The sequence below is a fragment of the Streptomyces longisporus genome, from assembly GCF_039532765.1.
Taxonomy (GTDB): Bacteria; Actinomycetota; Actinomycetes; order Streptomycetales; family Streptomycetaceae; genus Streptomyces; species Streptomyces longisporus.
The window spans coordinates 184,413-199,832 of record NZ_BAAASG010000006.1 but is presented as its reverse complement, the minus strand read 5'-3'; the positions used below and the strand labels follow the sequence as shown (position 1 = coordinate 199,832).

The 15,420-nt window shown below is 69.0% G+C and carries 15 protein-coding genes; 7 read left to right on the top strand and 8 right to left on the bottom strand.

Features of this window, described 5'->3' with window-relative positions; all coding sequences use genetic code 11:
- Positions 1–27: 27 nt before the first annotated feature.
- The 3 genes from ABD355_RS10760 to ABD355_RS10750 all read right to left on the bottom strand — a co-directional run bounded on the left by ABD355_RS10760 (position 28) and on the right by ABD355_RS10750 (position 4,110).
- A complete protein-coding gene (locus ABD355_RS10760) occupies positions 28–1,806 on the bottom strand; it encodes a right-handed parallel beta-helix repeat-containing protein (protein WP_344399957.1) in 1,779 nt (592 codons plus the stop codon).
- Positions 1,803–3,044, bottom strand: coding sequence for a glycosyltransferase (locus ABD355_RS10755; RefSeq protein WP_344399956.1), 1,242 nt, complete (start codon positions 3,042–3,044; stop codon positions 1,803–1,805). Before ABD355_RS10755 ends, ABD355_RS10760 begins: the two co-directional genes overlap by 4 nt.
- A 169-nt stretch (positions 3,045–3,213) precedes the next feature.
- Positions 3,214–4,110 carry a 2-dehydropantoate 2-reductase N-terminal domain-containing protein gene (locus ABD355_RS10750; protein WP_344399955.1) on the bottom strand — a complete coding sequence of 299 codons (897 nt, stop codon included), beginning with the start codon at positions 4,108–4,110 and terminating at the stop codon, positions 3,214–3,216.
- Between the two features lie 558 nt (positions 4,111–4,668).
- On the opposite strand from ABD355_RS10750, the gene ABD355_RS10745 reads away from it, so the two are divergent.
- Positions 4,669–5,343 carry a response regulator transcription factor gene (locus ABD355_RS10745; RefSeq protein WP_344399954.1) on the top strand — a complete coding sequence of 225 codons (675 nt, stop codon included), beginning with the start codon at positions 4,669–4,671 and terminating at the stop codon, positions 5,341–5,343.
- A complete protein-coding gene (locus tag ABD355_RS10740; RefSeq protein ID WP_344399953.1) occupies positions 5,340–6,617 on the top strand; it encodes a sensor histidine kinase in 1,278 nt (425 codons plus the stop codon). Before ABD355_RS10745 ends, ABD355_RS10740 begins: the two co-directional genes overlap by 4 nt.
- A 438-nt stretch (positions 6,618–7,055) precedes the next feature.
- Here the strand turns inward: ABD355_RS10740 and ABD355_RS10735 are convergent, their stop codons facing one another.
- Positions 7,056–7,955 carry an NADP-dependent oxidoreductase gene (locus ABD355_RS10735; RefSeq protein ID WP_344399952.1) on the bottom strand — a complete coding sequence of 300 codons (900 nt, stop codon included), beginning with the start codon at positions 7,953–7,955 and terminating at the stop codon, positions 7,056–7,058.
- Positions 7,956–8,220: 265 nt separating this feature from the next.
- Here ABD355_RS10735 and ABD355_RS10730 point away from each other — a divergent pair, with 265 nt between their 5' ends.
- From ABD355_RS10730 to ABD355_RS10720, 3 genes are all read left to right on the top strand, one after another.
- Positions 8,221–8,568 (top strand): hypothetical protein, encoded by a 348-nt coding sequence (locus ABD355_RS10730; RefSeq protein WP_344400114.1) that lies wholly within the window; start codon positions 8,221–8,223, stop codon positions 8,566–8,568.
- A gap of 118 nt (positions 8,569–8,686) precedes the next feature.
- Positions 8,687–8,983: a hypothetical protein gene (locus ABD355_RS10725; protein WP_344399950.1), complete on the top strand. Its 297-nt coding sequence runs from the start codon at positions 8,687–8,689 to the stop codon at positions 8,981–8,983.
- A 251-nt stretch (positions 8,984–9,234) separates the two neighbouring features.
- A complete protein-coding gene (locus ABD355_RS10720) occupies positions 9,235–9,510 on the top strand; it encodes a hypothetical protein (protein ID WP_344399949.1) in 276 nt (91 codons plus the stop codon).
- A 497-nt stretch (positions 9,511–10,007) separates the two neighbouring features.
- Here ABD355_RS10720 and ABD355_RS10715 read toward each other — a convergent pair whose 3' ends face one another.
- The gene (locus ABD355_RS10715; RefSeq protein WP_344399948.1) at positions 10,008–11,093 is read right to left on the bottom strand and encodes a helix-turn-helix transcriptional regulator; all 1,086 of its coding nucleotides are present in this window, start codon (positions 11,091–11,093) and stop codon (positions 10,008–10,010) included.
- Between the two features lie 10 nt (positions 11,094–11,103).
- A complete protein-coding gene (locus ABD355_RS10710) occupies positions 11,104–11,535 on the bottom strand; it encodes an ester cyclase (protein ID WP_344399947.1) in 432 nt (143 codons plus the stop codon).
- A gap of 776 nt (positions 11,536–12,311) precedes the next feature.
- Here ABD355_RS10710 and ABD355_RS10705 point away from each other — a divergent pair.
- Positions 12,312–12,587 (top strand): hypothetical protein, encoded by a 276-nt coding sequence (locus tag ABD355_RS10705; protein ID WP_344399945.1) that lies wholly within the window; start codon positions 12,312–12,314, stop codon positions 12,585–12,587.
- A 435-nt stretch (positions 12,588–13,022) separates the two neighbouring features.
- Here the strand turns inward: ABD355_RS10705 and ABD355_RS10700 are convergent, their stop codons facing one another.
- Positions 13,023–14,309, bottom strand: coding sequence for a HEAT repeat domain-containing protein (locus ABD355_RS10700; RefSeq protein ID WP_344399944.1), 1,287 nt, complete (start codon positions 14,307–14,309; stop codon positions 13,023–13,025).
- Between the two features lie 196 nt (positions 14,310–14,505).
- Complete coding sequence (locus tag ABD355_RS10695; RefSeq protein ID WP_344399943.1) at positions 14,506–14,781, bottom strand: hypothetical protein; 276 nt, start codon at positions 14,779–14,781, stop codon at positions 14,506–14,508.
- Between the two features lies 1 nt (position 14,782).
- On the opposite strand from ABD355_RS10695, the gene ABD355_RS10690 reads away from it, so the two are divergent.
- Positions 14,783–15,157: a hypothetical protein gene (locus ABD355_RS10690; RefSeq protein WP_344399942.1), complete on the top strand. Its 375-nt coding sequence runs from the start codon at positions 14,783–14,785 to the stop codon at positions 15,155–15,157.
- Positions 15,158–15,420: the final 263 nt, after the last annotated feature.

The following is a 15,420-nucleotide window of genomic DNA, read 5'->3' as shown; positions in this document are numbered from 1 at the left end:
GAACGCGCTCCTGTTCTTTTCTTGCCGTCACGCGGTATTGCGTACGTGGCGCGGGACTTGAGGCCGGGGAGTGTGGCGATGGCGCACCTGGTGGACGGTCTGCAGCGCGATCGCCGTGAGGAGGGCGAGAATGGCCGCGCCGCCGAGCCAGGGGAACGGCGGCAGAGTGACCACCGTGCGGCCGTGGCGCAGGATTCGACCTGCGCCCCCCAGGGCGAGCGGAGCGCGTATTCGGGAGTCGGTGATGTCGATGACGGCACCCCCGTCGGTTTCGATGCCCTTGCGCTCGGCCAGGACGTCCAACGCTGTCCCGGCCGCCCGGACTCCTCGGGCGAGGTGTATGCCCCGGTGGGCTCCGGTGATGGTCACTCTGTCGAGGAGGGCCGGCGCTGCCAGGTCGATGGCCGTGCTCGCCCCCGACACGTGGCCATCTGTGACCCGCAGCCCCGGTGATGCGGACGTCAGACCCTTCCCGGAGGCATTGCTCACCTGCACCCCGGTCAGTGACACATCGGTGGTGGTGGCACTGGCCGTCATCCCGGTCCTGCAGTCGTCGATCCTCACGTCGTGCAAGACCGCATGCCGGGCCTTGCCGTTCAAAGAGACTCCGGTGAGGCAGTTCTCGATCCGCGTCCCGGTGACGGTCACCTTGGGCCCGGAGACCGCAATGCCGCGCTGGAAACCGCTCACCGTGCCGCCGGTGACGGTGGCCGACTCGATGTCCTCGTCCAACGAGAGCCCGGTGCGGCTGCCCGTCAGGCGGGGCGCCTTGACGACCGCCTTGCTGCCGGGGCCGGTGACGGCCACCGCGACCTGCGTGCCTTGCACGGCCGCGCCGGTGATCGTGCACTGCGCGCAGGACAGCAGTCGTATGCCACCTCCTCGGTCGGAACGGGACTGGACTCCGTTGAGGACGAGGCCGTTCTGCGGGGTCGCCCGGATTCCGATGCCCGCGCTGTCCTGGGTGGTGATGCCGGACAGGGTTCGGTTCGCGGTGCCGCCGACGACGACGCCGTGGCGACCGCTGGACCGAGAGGTGAGCCCGGCGACGGAGGTGCCGGTGTCGCCGCTCAGCACGACCCCGTCCTGCAGGGAGTGTTCGACCGTGACGTTGTTCAGGCGCACACCGGTGGAGCCCTCCAGCCGCAGGCCGGTGCGGTTGCCTTCGAACCTGGCGCCGACGGCGGATCCGGTACTGCCCCTCCCCCAGGTGACACCGGAGAAGCGCGATGAGGCCCGACCGGTGAGCCCGAAGCCGGAAACGGTGCTGTCGGTGATGTCGAGCCGGCCTCCGGCTCCCATGGAGATGTACGGCCGCACCGTGGTGCCGCCGGCGGGGCCGGTGACGGCCAGGGTGGTGTCGCGGATGTCGAGCGTCGCCCTGCTGCCCCGTATCCATGTCGCCGAGGCCGTGGAGTCGCCGGCGGTGAACAGCACCTTCTTGGTCACCGCTCCGATCCGCAGGCCGGAACCGGGGCTGAGCAGAACAGCGGCCCTGATCTGTACGACGGAGAGGTCGTCGCCGTGCCGGTCGATCCACTCCGAGCCGGTGTTGGTGACCAGCCAGCTCAGGGGGACCGCGCCGGACCCGGAAATACGGCGGGACTCCAGCACGCCGTGGCGCACCAGATCCACCACTCCCGGGCGGATCACCAGGAGCCGGTCAGGTTGCCCGGTTCGCTGCCAGGCGGCGAGATCCGACGCCGCGGGATCGGACGCCTGTGCCGGAGGCGCCGCACCGAAGGCCGCCGCCAAGGCGATGAACACCGTCACGGCCGAGTACCCGCTGCGGAACACGCGGCTCACGCGCCTGCCTCGCTCTCCATGGCCATGGGCCGACTGTTTCCGGTGCGTACGACGACGCCGTTCTCCACGGAGACCTGACGGGTGAGCCAGCGCTGCTTGCGGATGGTGGCCAGGGCGCACAGCTTGACCACGGCCATCACGAACGACAGGAGGACGAAGCCGGGGACGAGGAAGAACGAGGACGGCTTCCGGACCAGATACGGAAGGATCTTCATGGCCCGGCTGACCCACCACCACGCGGCCAGACAGGCCACGAAGAACCAGTCCTGGCGGACCACCGCGAGCGTCATGAACACCGGGGCGAACAGCAGCGTGAAACTGCTGACCGCTTTGTCGATCAGGGTGAAGGCGAGGAACGGGTGGCGCCAGACCCAGCGCCGCGACAGCGCCCGCAGATCCGACCGCCAGGTGTTGCGCGCCCAGCGCAGACGCTGCTTGAGGAAGATCCGCAGAGTGCCCGGGAACGTCGACCAGACCCGCGCGGAGCGCTGCATGAAGGCCAGGTGCCCCCGCTCCAGGATCAGCGTGGTCAGCCGCTTGTCGTCACCGGACATGCAGGGCACGCCCATGAAGGTCTCGGCCATGAAGTCCTCGGATATCTCCAGCAGCAACTCCCGGCGGTAGACGGCCGTGCGCCCCGACAGGCAGGACACGGCCCGGCCCATCACGCTCTGCGCGGCGTTCTCGTCGAAGTACCGGTAGTCCAGGTACATGTCGTTGACCCGCTGAAGGAAGCCCTTGGGGTTGTAGACGTTCTGGCGGGTGCCCACCCCGCCGATCCTCGGGTCGGCGAAGGGCTTGCATGCCTCGGCCGCCACGTCATCAGCCCAGATGGTGTCGGAGTCGACCAGGGCGACCAGGTCCGTACGGGCCGCCTCCCAGCCGCGCACCAGGGCGTCCCGCTTGCCGGGCACGTCGGTGATGACGACGCTCACCGGGTACCGGAAGGCGATGTCCTGGCACGCCCGGTCGGTCGCGTCGATGACGAGGATGACCTCCTCCACATCGTTGGCCAGCCAGGAGTCGATCGCCCGGGCGAAGATCACCGGATCTTCCTGGTAAACCGGGACGACGACGCTCATCGGAAGCCGGAAGTCGTTCCGGACCGGCTTGTACAGCGCGGCCGGCGCCCGACGTACCAGCCAGCAGCTCCACCGCACCAGGCCGAGGACGCCCAGCGGCAGATAGACGAGGTAGTACCGGAGATTCACCAGGGTGCCGTCGAAAAGTCCGTTCATGGGGCCTGTTCTCGTGGGTTCCGTACAGATGACGGGCGGCGCCGGCCCCGGGTGTGGGGCCGCAGCGAGCGCTGAGCGGGACGGGCGGGAAGCCGGGGCCCGGATGGGCAGGCGAGGGGGGCCTGGGGGGACCACACCCGGGCCCCGGCAGTCTTGCGAAGGCGTCGAGCTACGCCGCGTTCGGGCTCAGCGCACCGGCCTGTCCGCCGGCCTCACGGGCCATTTGGTCATTGACCTCGATCACTGCCCTGAGCAGCGGCATGCGCAGGCCGACGGACTCGGCCACGCCCAGGAAGCCCTGGGTGTCCTTGGGCAGACACACCCCGCCGTAGGGGGCGCCGCCGCGGATTCCGTACAGAGGGTTGATGGAGCCTTCCGCGGAGCGGGCCACGGTCTGGGCGATGGGGTCCAGCTCCAGCCCCAGTTCCCTGCTCACCCGCCACATCTCGTTCCAGAAACTGATCTTCGTGGCGTTGTAGATGTTGTGGGCGCACTTGATCAGTTCGGCCTCCGCTGGATTGGCGAAGAGGCGGAGGTCACCGCCGAACGGCCTGAGCAGCTCACCGAGCCGTTCCCGGGTCCGGGCGCTGCGGGACGCCACCACCGTCATCCAGGGATGCCGGAAGTCCTCCACTGCCGAGGCGGCGCGCAGGAACTCCGGGTTGCTCGCGACCGTGAACCCGTCACCCGGGTTCTTGCCCGAATACTCCTGCAACGTCGGCTCCACGAACCCCTCCGCCGTGCCCGGCGGAACCGTCGACCGCACCACCACCACGTGGGACTCGATGGCCTTTCGCAGCGCCCTGCCGACGGAAGCCGAACCCGTCTCGAAGGCCGACATGTCATAGGCGTGACCCACGTTGGGTGTCGGCAGCGTGAGGAAGATGAAGGAGCTCGGCTCGGCCATCAGGTCGAGGTCACTGTGCGCGTCCAGGCCCTGCGAGCGCAATGCCTCCAGCCGCTGCTCGTCGACGTCGATGAACGTCACCTTGTGACCGGCGTGGAGGAACCCTTTTCCGGTAGCGGTCCCCACGACACCGGAACCGACGATGAAGATACGTGCCATATGAAGTGGACTCCTGTGCTGTGGTGCGAAGACGAAGACACATGTCTGCTCGGCATGAGCGTCATATCCCGCCTCGTCAGGCCGTTCCGCCCGGAGGCCAGGAGATGGACGTTGCGGTACCGCCCGTACTGCTCGCGGAAGCGTCCGGCTGCCGCCGGCTGCTCGCGAAGTCGTCAGCGAGCGACAGCTCGCCGACCCGCAGCGGGCGGCGCACGCATTGCTTCCGCGTCCGCGACGGCCTGTTGCCGGCCCTCCAACGACGCGGTCGGTACTGTGACCCCGTGCTGTACACGGACGCCGAAGGCGGCCGGCTCCCGGCGACGGACAGCAGCACCGGGCAGTGCCGACATCCACGCAAGCCGGACCGTGGACGCCCTGCACTCGGCGCGTCTCGCCCTCGGCCTGCTTCCCGCGTCCGGTGCTCCCCCGGACACAAACGCCCGCCTCAACTCTTCACCGCCTCTCCTCAACTCCCCGGCAGTGCTGGAGACTTGCTGAGTGATGATGAGGATTTGATGAGAGACTTCCGGCCATTGGCGGCGTGGCTATCCTGGCCGCGTGCGACTACTGGTAGTTGAGGACGACCCTGATCTGCGATTCGCCATCGCCGCGGCGCTGCGCGGTGCCGGATTGGCGGTCGACGTCGTTGCGGACCTTCCCGCCGCTGACGAGGCGCTCTTCGTGACCCGGTACGACTGCGTGATCTTCGACCGGATGCTGCCCGCCGGCGACGCTCTCGGCTTAGTCGGCGACCTGCGCCGCAGCGGACAGACCGTGCCGATACTGTTTCTCACCGGCAGGGACTCCATCACGGACCGGGTCGACGGCTTCGCCGGGGGCGGCGACGACTACCTGGTGAAACCTTTCGCGCTGCCCGAACTCGTGGCCCGCGTTCACGCCCTGTGCCGCCGTACCGGCCAACTCCGGCCTCCCGTGCACGTTCTGGGCGACCTCGAGATCGACACCGCGCGGCGTCAGGCCCGTCGCGCCGGCGTGCGGCTCATGCTCACCGGCAAGGAGTTCGCCGTCCTGGAAATCCTCGCGGCTCACGTCGACCAGGCCGTGCAGCGGACCGTCCTGATCGAGAAATGCTGGGACGAGATGGCCGAACCGAACTCCAACGTCGTCGAGGTCCTGGTCTCCCAACTGCGCCGCAAGCTCGGCGATCCACCGTTGATCCACACCGTCCGCGGCGTGGGCTACCGGCTCGAGGCAGCAGACCAGGCCGGATGACCGCCACCACCCGGATCAGCAGGCTGCGGTGGTGGCTCAGCACCGTCTTCGCCCTCACCAGTGCGATCGGCCTGGTCAGCCTGACCCTCTTCGCGATCCGCAACAACGACACCGCCTGGCGCGCCGGCACCGACGACGACCTCAGCGTGCAGACGGCCGAGGTCATCTCCGTGATCGGGTTCCGCGACCCCACCCGGCCCGACCTCGGCGACCTGGTCGACGGGTTCGACGCCTCCTGCCCACAGGTGACGGTGTTCTCCCGGACAGGCGCCCAACTCGCCGTCACGCGCGCCGCCGGCGGCCACTGCTCCCGTGTGCGGGAGGCGGACCTGCGGGCCGTCGCCGTCGCCGCAATCAGGGACGGTGACTCCGCAGAGGCCGACGGGCAGACCGAAGACGGCCATCACGTACGCCTGCGCGCCGAGGCCTTCCCCGGCCTCGAGGGTGACGAGCCCGTCGGGACGGTCGTGGCCGCAGCCGACACCACCACCGACGAAGCCGAACACCGCAGGTTCGCATTCCTGCTCAGCGTCGGCTGCGCCCTGCTCGTTGCCCTGTCCGCCCCCATCGGCCACCTGCTGTCCGGCCGGGCGACCCGGCCCGCACTCACCGCTCTCCAGCAGCAGGAGGCCTTCCTCGCCGAGGCCGCCCACGACCTGCGTACCCCGGCCGCCTCCCTGCGCGCCCTCGCCGAGATCGCCCTTCACCAGGACGGCGAGGACCGCGACGCCGCCCTGCGCCGAACTGTCCGGCTGGCGACCCGCATGGGCGACCTCCTCGACGCCCTCCTCACCCGCGCCCGGCTCGAGGCCGGGGTCGCCCAAGTGTGCCGCGAGCCCCTGCGCCTCGACCAACTCGTGGAGGCCGTCGTCGACGACACCGCTGCCGACGGGCACCAGGTCACCGTGCGGGCCGAAGAGACGGTGGTGGTCGGCGACCCCGAGCTCCTGCAGCGGGCCGTCGCCAACCTGCTGGGCAACGCGCTCACCCACGGACACGCCCCCAGCCGGCCCGCCGAGGTCGAGATCACCGTCACCGCCGACGGCACCCTCACCCTCGACGACGCAGGCCCCGGCATTCCACCGGGACTTGCAGACTCCCTCTTCAAGCGCTACCACAGCGGCAGCGGCTCCACCGGTCTCGGCCTGTCCATAGCCTCCTGGATCGCCCACGCACACGGCGGCACCCTGACCTCGGGTCCCAGCCCCCTCGGCGGCGCCCGATTCACCCTCCGGATCCCGGCACGCCAACGGCCGAAGCCGGGCCGGCTATGACAGACGCGCAGCAGTCGACCGCAGTCTCAAGCGGCGACAGGTCCGGCCTGTGACGGCGCCTTGTGTGAACGATCTTGCTTCAAGCTCGACGCAGTCAGCGGACTCACAGTGGCCGCGGTCCACCACCACGGTCTGCGCCACGACCACCGGGAGGCCCGCGGCGCGCCCCGGCACCCGTATCGAGGGCGATCAGCCGCTCGTGGGACTGGCGCCGGGGATGGCCGGGGCCTCGTCCTGCACCCTGGAACTGCCCCCCTCGGCTGACGCCGTCCTACCGTCCAACCTCCTCGGCAACCCGGGGAACCCGCACTGGCCGCCCGGCTCGTCTTCAGCGACGTCCTCGCCCGGCACCCCGAGCTCCGCATTGGGTCGCCGTGCCGGGCAGCTTCACCACGCCCTGTGCCGCCGTACCAAGGGATCGGGCGGTGTCCGGTCCGGTCATGCCTGGGTGAGCACGATCTTCTTGCCGCCGGCCCGTCCTGCAACCGCCCGGGCGAACGCAGCCGGTCCCTCGCTCAGCGGCACGGGTTCCGGTGCGAGTTTCAAGGCTCCCGCGGCGGCCTGCTCCGCCAGCTGGACAAGCTGCGCGGCGTTGGGCTCGACGTAGAGGTCCCAACTCGTGATGCCTCGTTCCTCTGCGGGCGCGTCCGAGGTCAGGGAGCACAGCCGGCCGCCGTCCCGCACCAAAGGCAGAGCGGCGTCCGCCGTGCCGGTGGCAATGATGAGGGCGGCGTCGAACCCGCCGCGTACCTTGGCCGACCAGTTCGGGTCGTGGTAGTCGACGAGTTCCATCGCTCCCAGAGCGAGCAGGCGCTCCATGGCGGCGGCAGATGCGGTCGTGGTCACCTCGATGTCCTTGGCCGCGGCGAGCTGGACGGCCAGGGCTCCGGTGGCGCCTCCTCCGTTGGTGATCAGGAGCCGCTGTCCTCGGCTGAGGTCCAGCTTCTCCAGTGTCTGCCACGCGGTGAGTCCGTTGACCGGCAGCGACGCGGCGTGCACGGCGTCCAGTCCGGGTGGGCAGGCCGCCGCGTGCTCCGCGTTGATCAGAACGCGTTCGGCCCAGAAGCCGCTTCCTCCGGGCAGCGGGGCCTCGTGAGCGAGCACCCGGTCGCCCACGGCAAACTCGGTGACACCCGGGCCGACGGCCAGCACCTTGCCCGCGCCCTCCACTCCCAGCGCCGCCGGGGGGCGCAGCCCCACGTCCCACCCAGCACCGTTGAGTAGTCCGTCCCACGGGCCGACCCCTGCAGCCTCAACCGCCACCAGGATCTGACCGGGCCCGGGAGATGACGGTTCGGGCAACTCCAGCAGGGCGACTTCCTTCTCGGCCCCGGACACTCCGCATGCCTTCACAGCAGGTCTTTGTCCTCTCACTTCGTCCGGCCGACCGGGAAGCACGGGCCGGAAAACCACAGCAGGCAGGAGTGTCCACCTCGGGATGCCCTACAGAGGTCGCTCGTGGTCCCAGCCACATTGGTGTCGACACTATGCAGCCAGTGGGCCGGACCTGTGGTCCATTTGAAGAGTGTCTGACTGGGCCAATCGTGGCAGAAATCTGCACCTGGGCCTTGAGGCAGGTCGGGGTGTACGTCATCGTGCGCCGGTGATCGCGAAGCTGGCGCACGCCCACGAGGACACCGTCCGGGATGTGGTCCACCGATCCAACGAGATCGGCCTGTCCTCTCTGGACCATCGTGACGTCGCGCCCCGCGTACGCCTGCTCGCCGAGGCGCTCTTCCGGACCCGGGACAAAGCGTTCGGGCCGGCCATCGATCGGCTCTGGCCGTGGCGCCGGGGTGTCACCTCGGGGCGGTGTCGACAGCTGCGATCAAGAATGCTCCGCCGGCGCCCAGGAGCGCAGCGGCGGCAACTCCCGGTTGAAATCGTGGAGCCGACAACGGTGAAGCCTTCCGGCAGCGACCATGGCGGGCACGACGGATCAGCCGCCTGACCACTCGATCGCCTACCGGGTCGGCCTCACTCGTCCGCCCTAGACCAGCGCGCGACGGATCCCGCGGGATGCTCGACTGGTGCTCGTCCGATTTCGCATTCTCGCACGGGAGTTCGCTGTGGCGATCATCGCCGTATTCGATGCGCCTGGCATGACGCAGGCCATGTACGAGCAGGGCACCAACCAAATCACCGGCGGGCGCGGAGGCGTCAAGAAGGCGTCCGACTGGCCCGTCCCGGGCCTCATCTCACACGCGGCCGGTCCCACGCCGAACGGTTGGCTGGTCGTGGACGTCTGGGAGTCGGAGGACGCCTTCCAAAAGTTCGGGGAGTTTCTCATGCCGATGCTCAAGGAGGTCGGCGCCCCGGACGTTCAGCCGAAGATCTATCCCGCGTTCAATGTCGTGACCTCCTGACCTCGACCGCGGCACCGTCGGTGCGGGCGCGATCATCCGTGCATGGCTGGAAGGCCGCGCCCGGGGCCGACTGGAGGTTCATGAGGACCGACGTGGACCTCCGGGGAGGACCAGGACTTCCTCGGTGAGGTGTCGGCCGAGCGGCACGGCATTTGACGCCAGTCGCCGCCAGGAGTCCGCCGCCGCCACCCGCGGTGCCGTGCTCGCTGCCGCGGGAGCTGTTCGCCGAGCAGGGCTACCAGGAGACGGCCATGAAGCACGTCATGGAGCGCGCCGGTGTCGCGCTCCACGACGTCTGCGCCACCACGGGCCGCAAACCCGCGCTCTTCCGCGAACTGATCGAGACCGCCCTGTCCGGAACCGGGCACGCGATCCCGGCCCAGCAGCGCGCCTACGTACAGGCGATCCGCGAGGCGCTGGACGCGGCGACGAAGATCTCCATCTACGCCGGCGCGCTGCGCGACGAGCACTCCCCGGGCATCGCCCACCGCCGGGCAGTCAACACGCGCGAGTTCGCGCCGATCTAGCCGCCACCGGCGAGCTGCGCCCCGAGCTTTCCCTCGCCGAGGTGGCAGACATGATCTGGGCGACCAACTCCCCCCAGGGCTAGTGCCTTCTGGTCGGGGACCGGGGCTGGCCTCCTGCCCGTTACGAGGCCTGGCTGGCCGACTGTTGGCAGCGTCTCCTCCTCGCCCCGACCAGGGGCCTTGGCGCCGCTGCGCCTTGACACCCTGAGATTTGGTCGACGTCCTGGCAAAACCCGCGCCGTGGACCAAGGAGGTCAGCGCGCCCGCTGGTGCACCGAGTGCTGGCGGCCACTTGGGTGATTCCGTCGAGCACTCGCGGCGAGAACGGACGACGGCCAGGTGGTGAGTTCGGCCCGGGCGACTTCATGGTCTGGTCTGCCCGCCGGCCCACGGTGCCCGGGTCGTCGGCGACCAGAAGTGCGTAGTCCTCGGCTTCCAGGGCTACACCGGCTACGCCAAGCGCTAGGCCGCAGCCCGCCGCCGGGAAGGCCTGCGCGTCACTCCTCCTGGTTCGGTCGGTGCGAGGAGAGGAGCGCGGTGATGAGCTCCCGTCGGCTGCGGACGCCGAATCGGGCGAAGACGGCTGTCAGGTGCTCCTGGACGGTGTAGGCGGAAACGTGGAGCCGCTGCACGATCTCCCGGGTCGAGCAGCCCTCCAGCACAAGGGCGGTGACCCGGTTCTGCGCCGGGGTGAGGCCGTGCGCGGCCAGGATGAGGGATCCGATCTCGGCGGCGGGTGCAGGTTCGACGACCACGCCGATCTGCTCCCCCACGGGGCCCCGCAGCCGGGTGGCGTGCAGAGACAGCCACTGACCATCGCTCGTCCGCAGCCGGACGGATCCGTGGCGGTCCGCCGCGGCCGTTTCCGGCACGTCCTCGGGTGTGGCCAGGCGCGCGGCGACGGAGTACACGGGTACGGGCAGTCCCACGATCCGGGGGCCTGGCAGCCGGGCGAGCCACTGCTCAGCGTCCGGGCTGATCGAGACGAGGGCCAGCTCCAGGTCGAGCACGATCACGCCGGGAGTGTCCGGTGTCGCGGGCCCCGCTCGCTTCAGCGTCTCCTGGACGACGGTGCGGCGTAGGCCCTCGGCCAGGTGCGGGGCGATCTTCCTCAGCACATCGAGGTCCTGGCCGCAGAAGCCGGCCCGCCCGTCGGCCCGATGCAGGCACAGCACGCCCCAGCAGTCGCGCCCGGCGATCAGGGCGGCCCGCAGCTCATCCCCGAGGCCCAGGCCGGCCATGATCTCCCGGTAGCGGGCGCTCTCGGAGCGCTGACCCCGAGTGGCTCGGTCCAACGACGTGACCGTGTCCGGCCCTCGGGCGAGCGCGGTGAACTTGTTGACGTCTTCGCGCCCGTACTCGTTGTCCAGGAAGAGGGAACTGGCGCCGTCCAAGGGCTCCTGGGCCGCCATCGAGGTGAACAGCAGGGTCGCCGGATCGACGGACGCGAAGAAGACAGCCTCCAGAGGGAGGATGTCCGGCAAACGGTGTAGCACCTCGATGGTGAGCTCGGGCAGGTCCAGGCCCGCGTAGCAGCGGTCGATCAGCCGCTCGACGCGTCGCTCCCGGATGCCGGTGGCCATGACGTCGACGCTACGCCGAGGCCGGTGTCGGCACGAGCCCGAGCTGGCGCAACAGTCCGAGGTCGTCCAGACGGCCCCAGCGCTCCACAATCCGGCCGCCCCGGACCCGGAAGATGTTGATCCCCTTCAGGACCACGGTGCGCCCGTCACCCACGACGCCCATCACCTCGCCCTGCTGGGTGCCGGAGGCGGTGAACTGCTCGACCACCAGTTCTCCCTCGCCGACGAGGAGACCCAGGTCGGAATGCCAGTCGGGAAACCCCTGCCGGAACAGGGCGCCTGCGGCCCGCATGCCCTCCCGGTCCGGGCCGACGCCGACCGGCGGGTCGTGGTTGACGAAGTCCTCGGCGAGGTAGACGTCGACGGCCGACAGGTCACCCCTGGTGAACAGTGCGTCGATGAAAGCGGTCACCGTCTGCTTGTTCTGCTCAATGATGTCCATACGGAAAATCCTCGGCGCACCAAGCCGGCTCCGGAACCCCAACTCTTTGGGGATCTCGGCGCCTGGCTCAGAGATACTCAAGGCCGGGAACCGCGGCGCCCACCATGTTCCTGCGCGGTCTGCTCGACCTCCAGCGTGGTACCCACACGGGCGGACACCTTCGCGATCAGCGCCAGGCGGCGCCGGGCCCGTCCGCCTCGATCCCTGCCTGGTGACGCTCGCTGACGTCGATCACCGAGGTTCCCACCCCCATCATCCGGCCGCCCGGATCCTCCAGCCGAGGAGGACATCGACCGGGCGTGATCGTGGTGGGCATCCGCCCGCGAGCGGCCGACGGTGTACTGGTTCGCCAGTGGCGCGCCGGTCTGCAGGACATGCCGCAGTCCGAACTCGATGGTCCGGAGGGCATGGCGTGTAGCAGAGAATGGATACCGCAGAAAGCAGTCCCCGCCGGCCAACCGTGCGCAGCGCAGCGCCGGTCTCAAGGTCCAGGCCTCATACGCCTAGGCGGACTTGGGTGTTCTCGGTGCGGGTCGGTCTGCGGTGTGGGGGTGCCGAGCCCCGTGACTGCGCGATGCCGACGTGTTCGAAGCGGTCGGCGGAGGTGCGCTCGATCAAGGTCGTGTGTCGATCGCGTCTCGCGGCTCGGGCGATCTGGCCGATCGCAAACCCCGGCGTGTCAGTCGATCACATTGCGATTGTTCATATTAACGTCATATCACTGTACGAAGTCGATCCATTACGGATCGTACTGTCCTCACTCCATCGGAGATGATATGCACAAGCTTCTCAAGGCTGCCGTCCTGACGGTCGCCCTCGGCAGCGTTGGACTCCTGAGCGCCGGCACCGCCACCGCCACCGGAGACGACGGTCACGGCGGCAACGTCCTGCAGAGCTCCCACTGCAAGTCGCACGACCTGAACGTCGATGTCCTCGGCCAAGTCGGCGTCCTCAACGGCGCGCTGGGCAACGCGCTCGGCGGCGAGGGCAACTCGGGCGGGCAGAACACCCACGCCGGCTCGTCCATGGGCTGCGACAACAGCGCCTTCTAGGCCGTGTCGTAGAACGGGGGACCGCTGTGCCCTGTTGTGCAGGTCGGCATGCCGTCCGCATGTCGAGGAGGGCTGATCGACGTGAGTCGCCGACGGGTGCAGACCAGCGCCCCATGGCGAGACCAACCGGTGGAGCACGGGCCGTGCAGACGGTCTGTGGGTTGTTCCGCTGACGGCAGCGCGACAGTCTGGCGAGCCGTGCTGACCAGGCCGCAGGCCAATGCCGATGACACCGAGACGCCTCCAAAACCAGTTCAGGGATCTTGTCCGCTTTCGCGGATCAGGTCCCTGAACTGGTTTGTCCCTGTCGTGTATCGGGGTCTTGTCGAGTCAGCGGGACCTGAAGGGCCTCAGCCTTCGTGTCGGAATCTCACAGCTGATGTCGGGTCAGAGTCGGACGCGGCACGGAGCTTGACACTCGCCAGTCGCCGCCGCTCAACCCCAGACGCATTCAGTCCTCTCATCCTGGCCATCGTTCGGAAGGCCCACGTAGACGCGCAGCGCCGCCCGGGTGTCAGGGAGCCGCCGACTCTTGAGGCTGCCTTCGAGCTCCTTCCCGTACGCCCCCCAGGGCCCGGCCGTCACCACCGCCTGGAGGAAGCGTTGTTGCCCCTCGGTGAGCTCACCGACGAATGGAGCGAGGCCGTCGCGGAGGGGCTCGGGGAAGGCGACGTCCAATGCGGTCTTCGCTGTCGCGCCCGTGTGGTTGCTGGGCATCGCTGTCAGACAGTCGGCCACGCCACAGAGCACACTTTCCCGGTCATGGTCAGCAAGAGACAGGAGCGAGCGGCTTATGTAGCCGGGGATGTCGCCTTCGTTGTAGTCGATGGCCTGCTTCGGAGTGTCGGCCGCCGCCGTGGTGAGTTCGGCGATCACCCGTCCCATCAGATCGGCACCGAGTCCCGTGGCGCCCTCGGCGCTGCCGATCCGGGCCAGCGCGGTCGCCGCCGCCCAGCGGATCAAGGGTTCCGTGGCCTCCAGGTACGGGCAGAGCCATGACATGAGGGTGATGTCACCGAGCAGACCGACCGCCACCAGATTGGTGGCCGTCACGGTCACGGAGTCCTCGACCTGCAGGCGGTCCAGGAGACATGGCAGTACGGTGGCGGCCTCTTCGGGGAACCAGGCCGACAGGTAGGCGGCCCTGGTCCGGACGGCAGGGGCGGGATCGTGGAGGAGCGGGAGCAGCCCGGGTAGTTCGGCGCGGACCGCGTCGTAGGAGAGCAGGGCACTCGCCCGGGAGTCCATCAGCCGGCCAGCGGCCCACTCCGCACGGATCTCCTTGAGCCTGTTGCGCTTGTCGTCGTCCGGCTCGGCGGCTATTTGCTCGTCGTACCAAGCCAATGCCTCGTCCATGCTCAGTTCGGCGGCTGCAGCCCGCCAAGCCTTGATGTCGATGCCGCCGGGTAGGTCGTATTCGTCGTGCCAGTCGATCGAGAGTCTGATCAGCAGCGAGAGCACCCCGTCCCGGACTGGGCGGGGCCCGGCCAGGGCGATACGGGCCAGGAAGGGCACCGCGTACGGTGAGGCGGAGTATCGCGTGCCCTGGTGAAAGATGTTGCCGAACAAGGACGTCAAGGCGCTCTCACGGGCGGCCTCGTCCTGGCCGCACAACGCGGTGAGTTGTCCAGGTAAGTCCTGCGCTCTCCCGTACGCGTGCCCCAGCTCGGCCCAATCCACGTCGTCCAGGCCTTCCAAGAAGCCTCGCTCACTGTCGATCACCTCCCGACTGTCGCACACGCCACTGACAGCGGGATGGGCGAGAGTTCATACCTGGCAGTGTGTGTTCGCCGGCACGGCCTCCTACGGGTGGTCGCGCTCAGGGTCGGAGTCTCCCGAACGTGGTCGCTCGCCTGGATCGCGCATGCCCGAAGACACACGGGGTCGCGACCGGCTCACCAGTGCCTCAACTCGCAGATCACCGGGGCGCGATCACGTTGAGGCCCAGGCGCAGCGACAGCGCTTTGAACAGGATCGAATTCATGGACGAGGGGGCGTACCCGTCGGAGGGTTGGTGCGACGACGGCAGGTCGCGACCCGGCACATGGGGATGGTGGATCTGCTGGAGTGCCGGGTACGCCAGCACGTTGGTGCAGGACAGAGCCCGGCGCGCGTCGCAGAGGGACCGGTCCGGCATGCGCCGAGTACCGGTGGTGACGGTCGACGGAAGTCGGCCCGGACGGAGGGACACCACGATGCGCAGGATCACACGCGGCGCCGCCGCGCTCGCGCTCGCCACGGCCGCGATAGCAGCAGCGGGCACCGGCTCGGCGCACGCCAACGACAGGACCGTGTACGGCTGCCCGGGCGGGGCGGTGTGCATCTACCCCGAAGGGGCAGACATCCACACAAGCTCACCGACGAACATCTTCTACAGCTACGGCGCCCACAATCTGAGCAACCAGTTCGGCTACCACTATGTGCTCAACAACCAGTACGGCAGCGCCAACGCCACCGCCCAGTTGTGCAACGGCTACAACGGCGCCGACTGCACAGTCACCATCGGGCTGAACGAGTTCGGCGTCTACAACCTGACGCCGGTCAACTCGGTCGTGCTGAACCGACCGTGACGACACCCTCCAAGATGCGGGCTCTCGTCCCTCAACTGCTCGACTGCGTCCGCAAACGGCTCGCTTGCGGTGGGGACAGACACACTGAGCACGTAGTCGGAAGGGTGGCCGCCACGCCCGCTTGGCCTCGATGATCTGCGCGATCGCCTCCGTGCACTGGTCCTGGAACGCCGCACGCTCAAGGTCGTCGCGGGTCATGGTGCCCATCCAAGCGAGAGCCCCTCCAGTTCCTCCCTCGACGCCTCGATGGGGGCGGCAGCAGG

Coding starts and splice junctions, on each gene's coding strand:
- ABD355_RS10755 (WP_344399956.1), bottom strand. CDS start 3,044: ATGAACGGACTTTTCGACGGCACCCTGGTGAATCTCCGGTACTACCTC.
- ABD355_RS10750 (WP_344399955.1), bottom strand. CDS start 4,110: ATGGCACGTATCTTCATCGTCGGTTCCGGTGTCGTGGGGACCGCTACC.
- ABD355_RS10740 (WP_344399953.1), top strand. CDS start 5,340: ATGACCGCCACCACCCGGATCAGCAGGCTGCGGTGGTGGCTCAGCACC.
- ABD355_RS10720 (WP_344399949.1), top strand. CDS start 9,235: ATGAAGCACGTCATGGAGCGCGCCGGTGTCGCGCTCCACGACGTCTGC.
- ABD355_RS10715 (WP_344399948.1), bottom strand. CDS start 11,093: ATGGCCACCGGCATCCGGGAGCGACGCGTCGAGCGGCTGATCGACCGC.
- ABD355_RS10710 (WP_344399947.1), bottom strand. CDS start 11,535: ATGGACATCATTGAGCAGAACAAGCAGACGGTGACCGCTTTCATCGAC.
- ABD355_RS10705 (WP_344399945.1), top strand. CDS start 12,312: ATGCACAAGCTTCTCAAGGCTGCCGTCCTGACGGTCGCCCTCGGCAGC.
- ABD355_RS10690 (WP_344399942.1), top strand. CDS start 14,783: ATGCGCAGGATCACACGCGGCGCCGCCGCGCTCGCGCTCGCCACGGCC.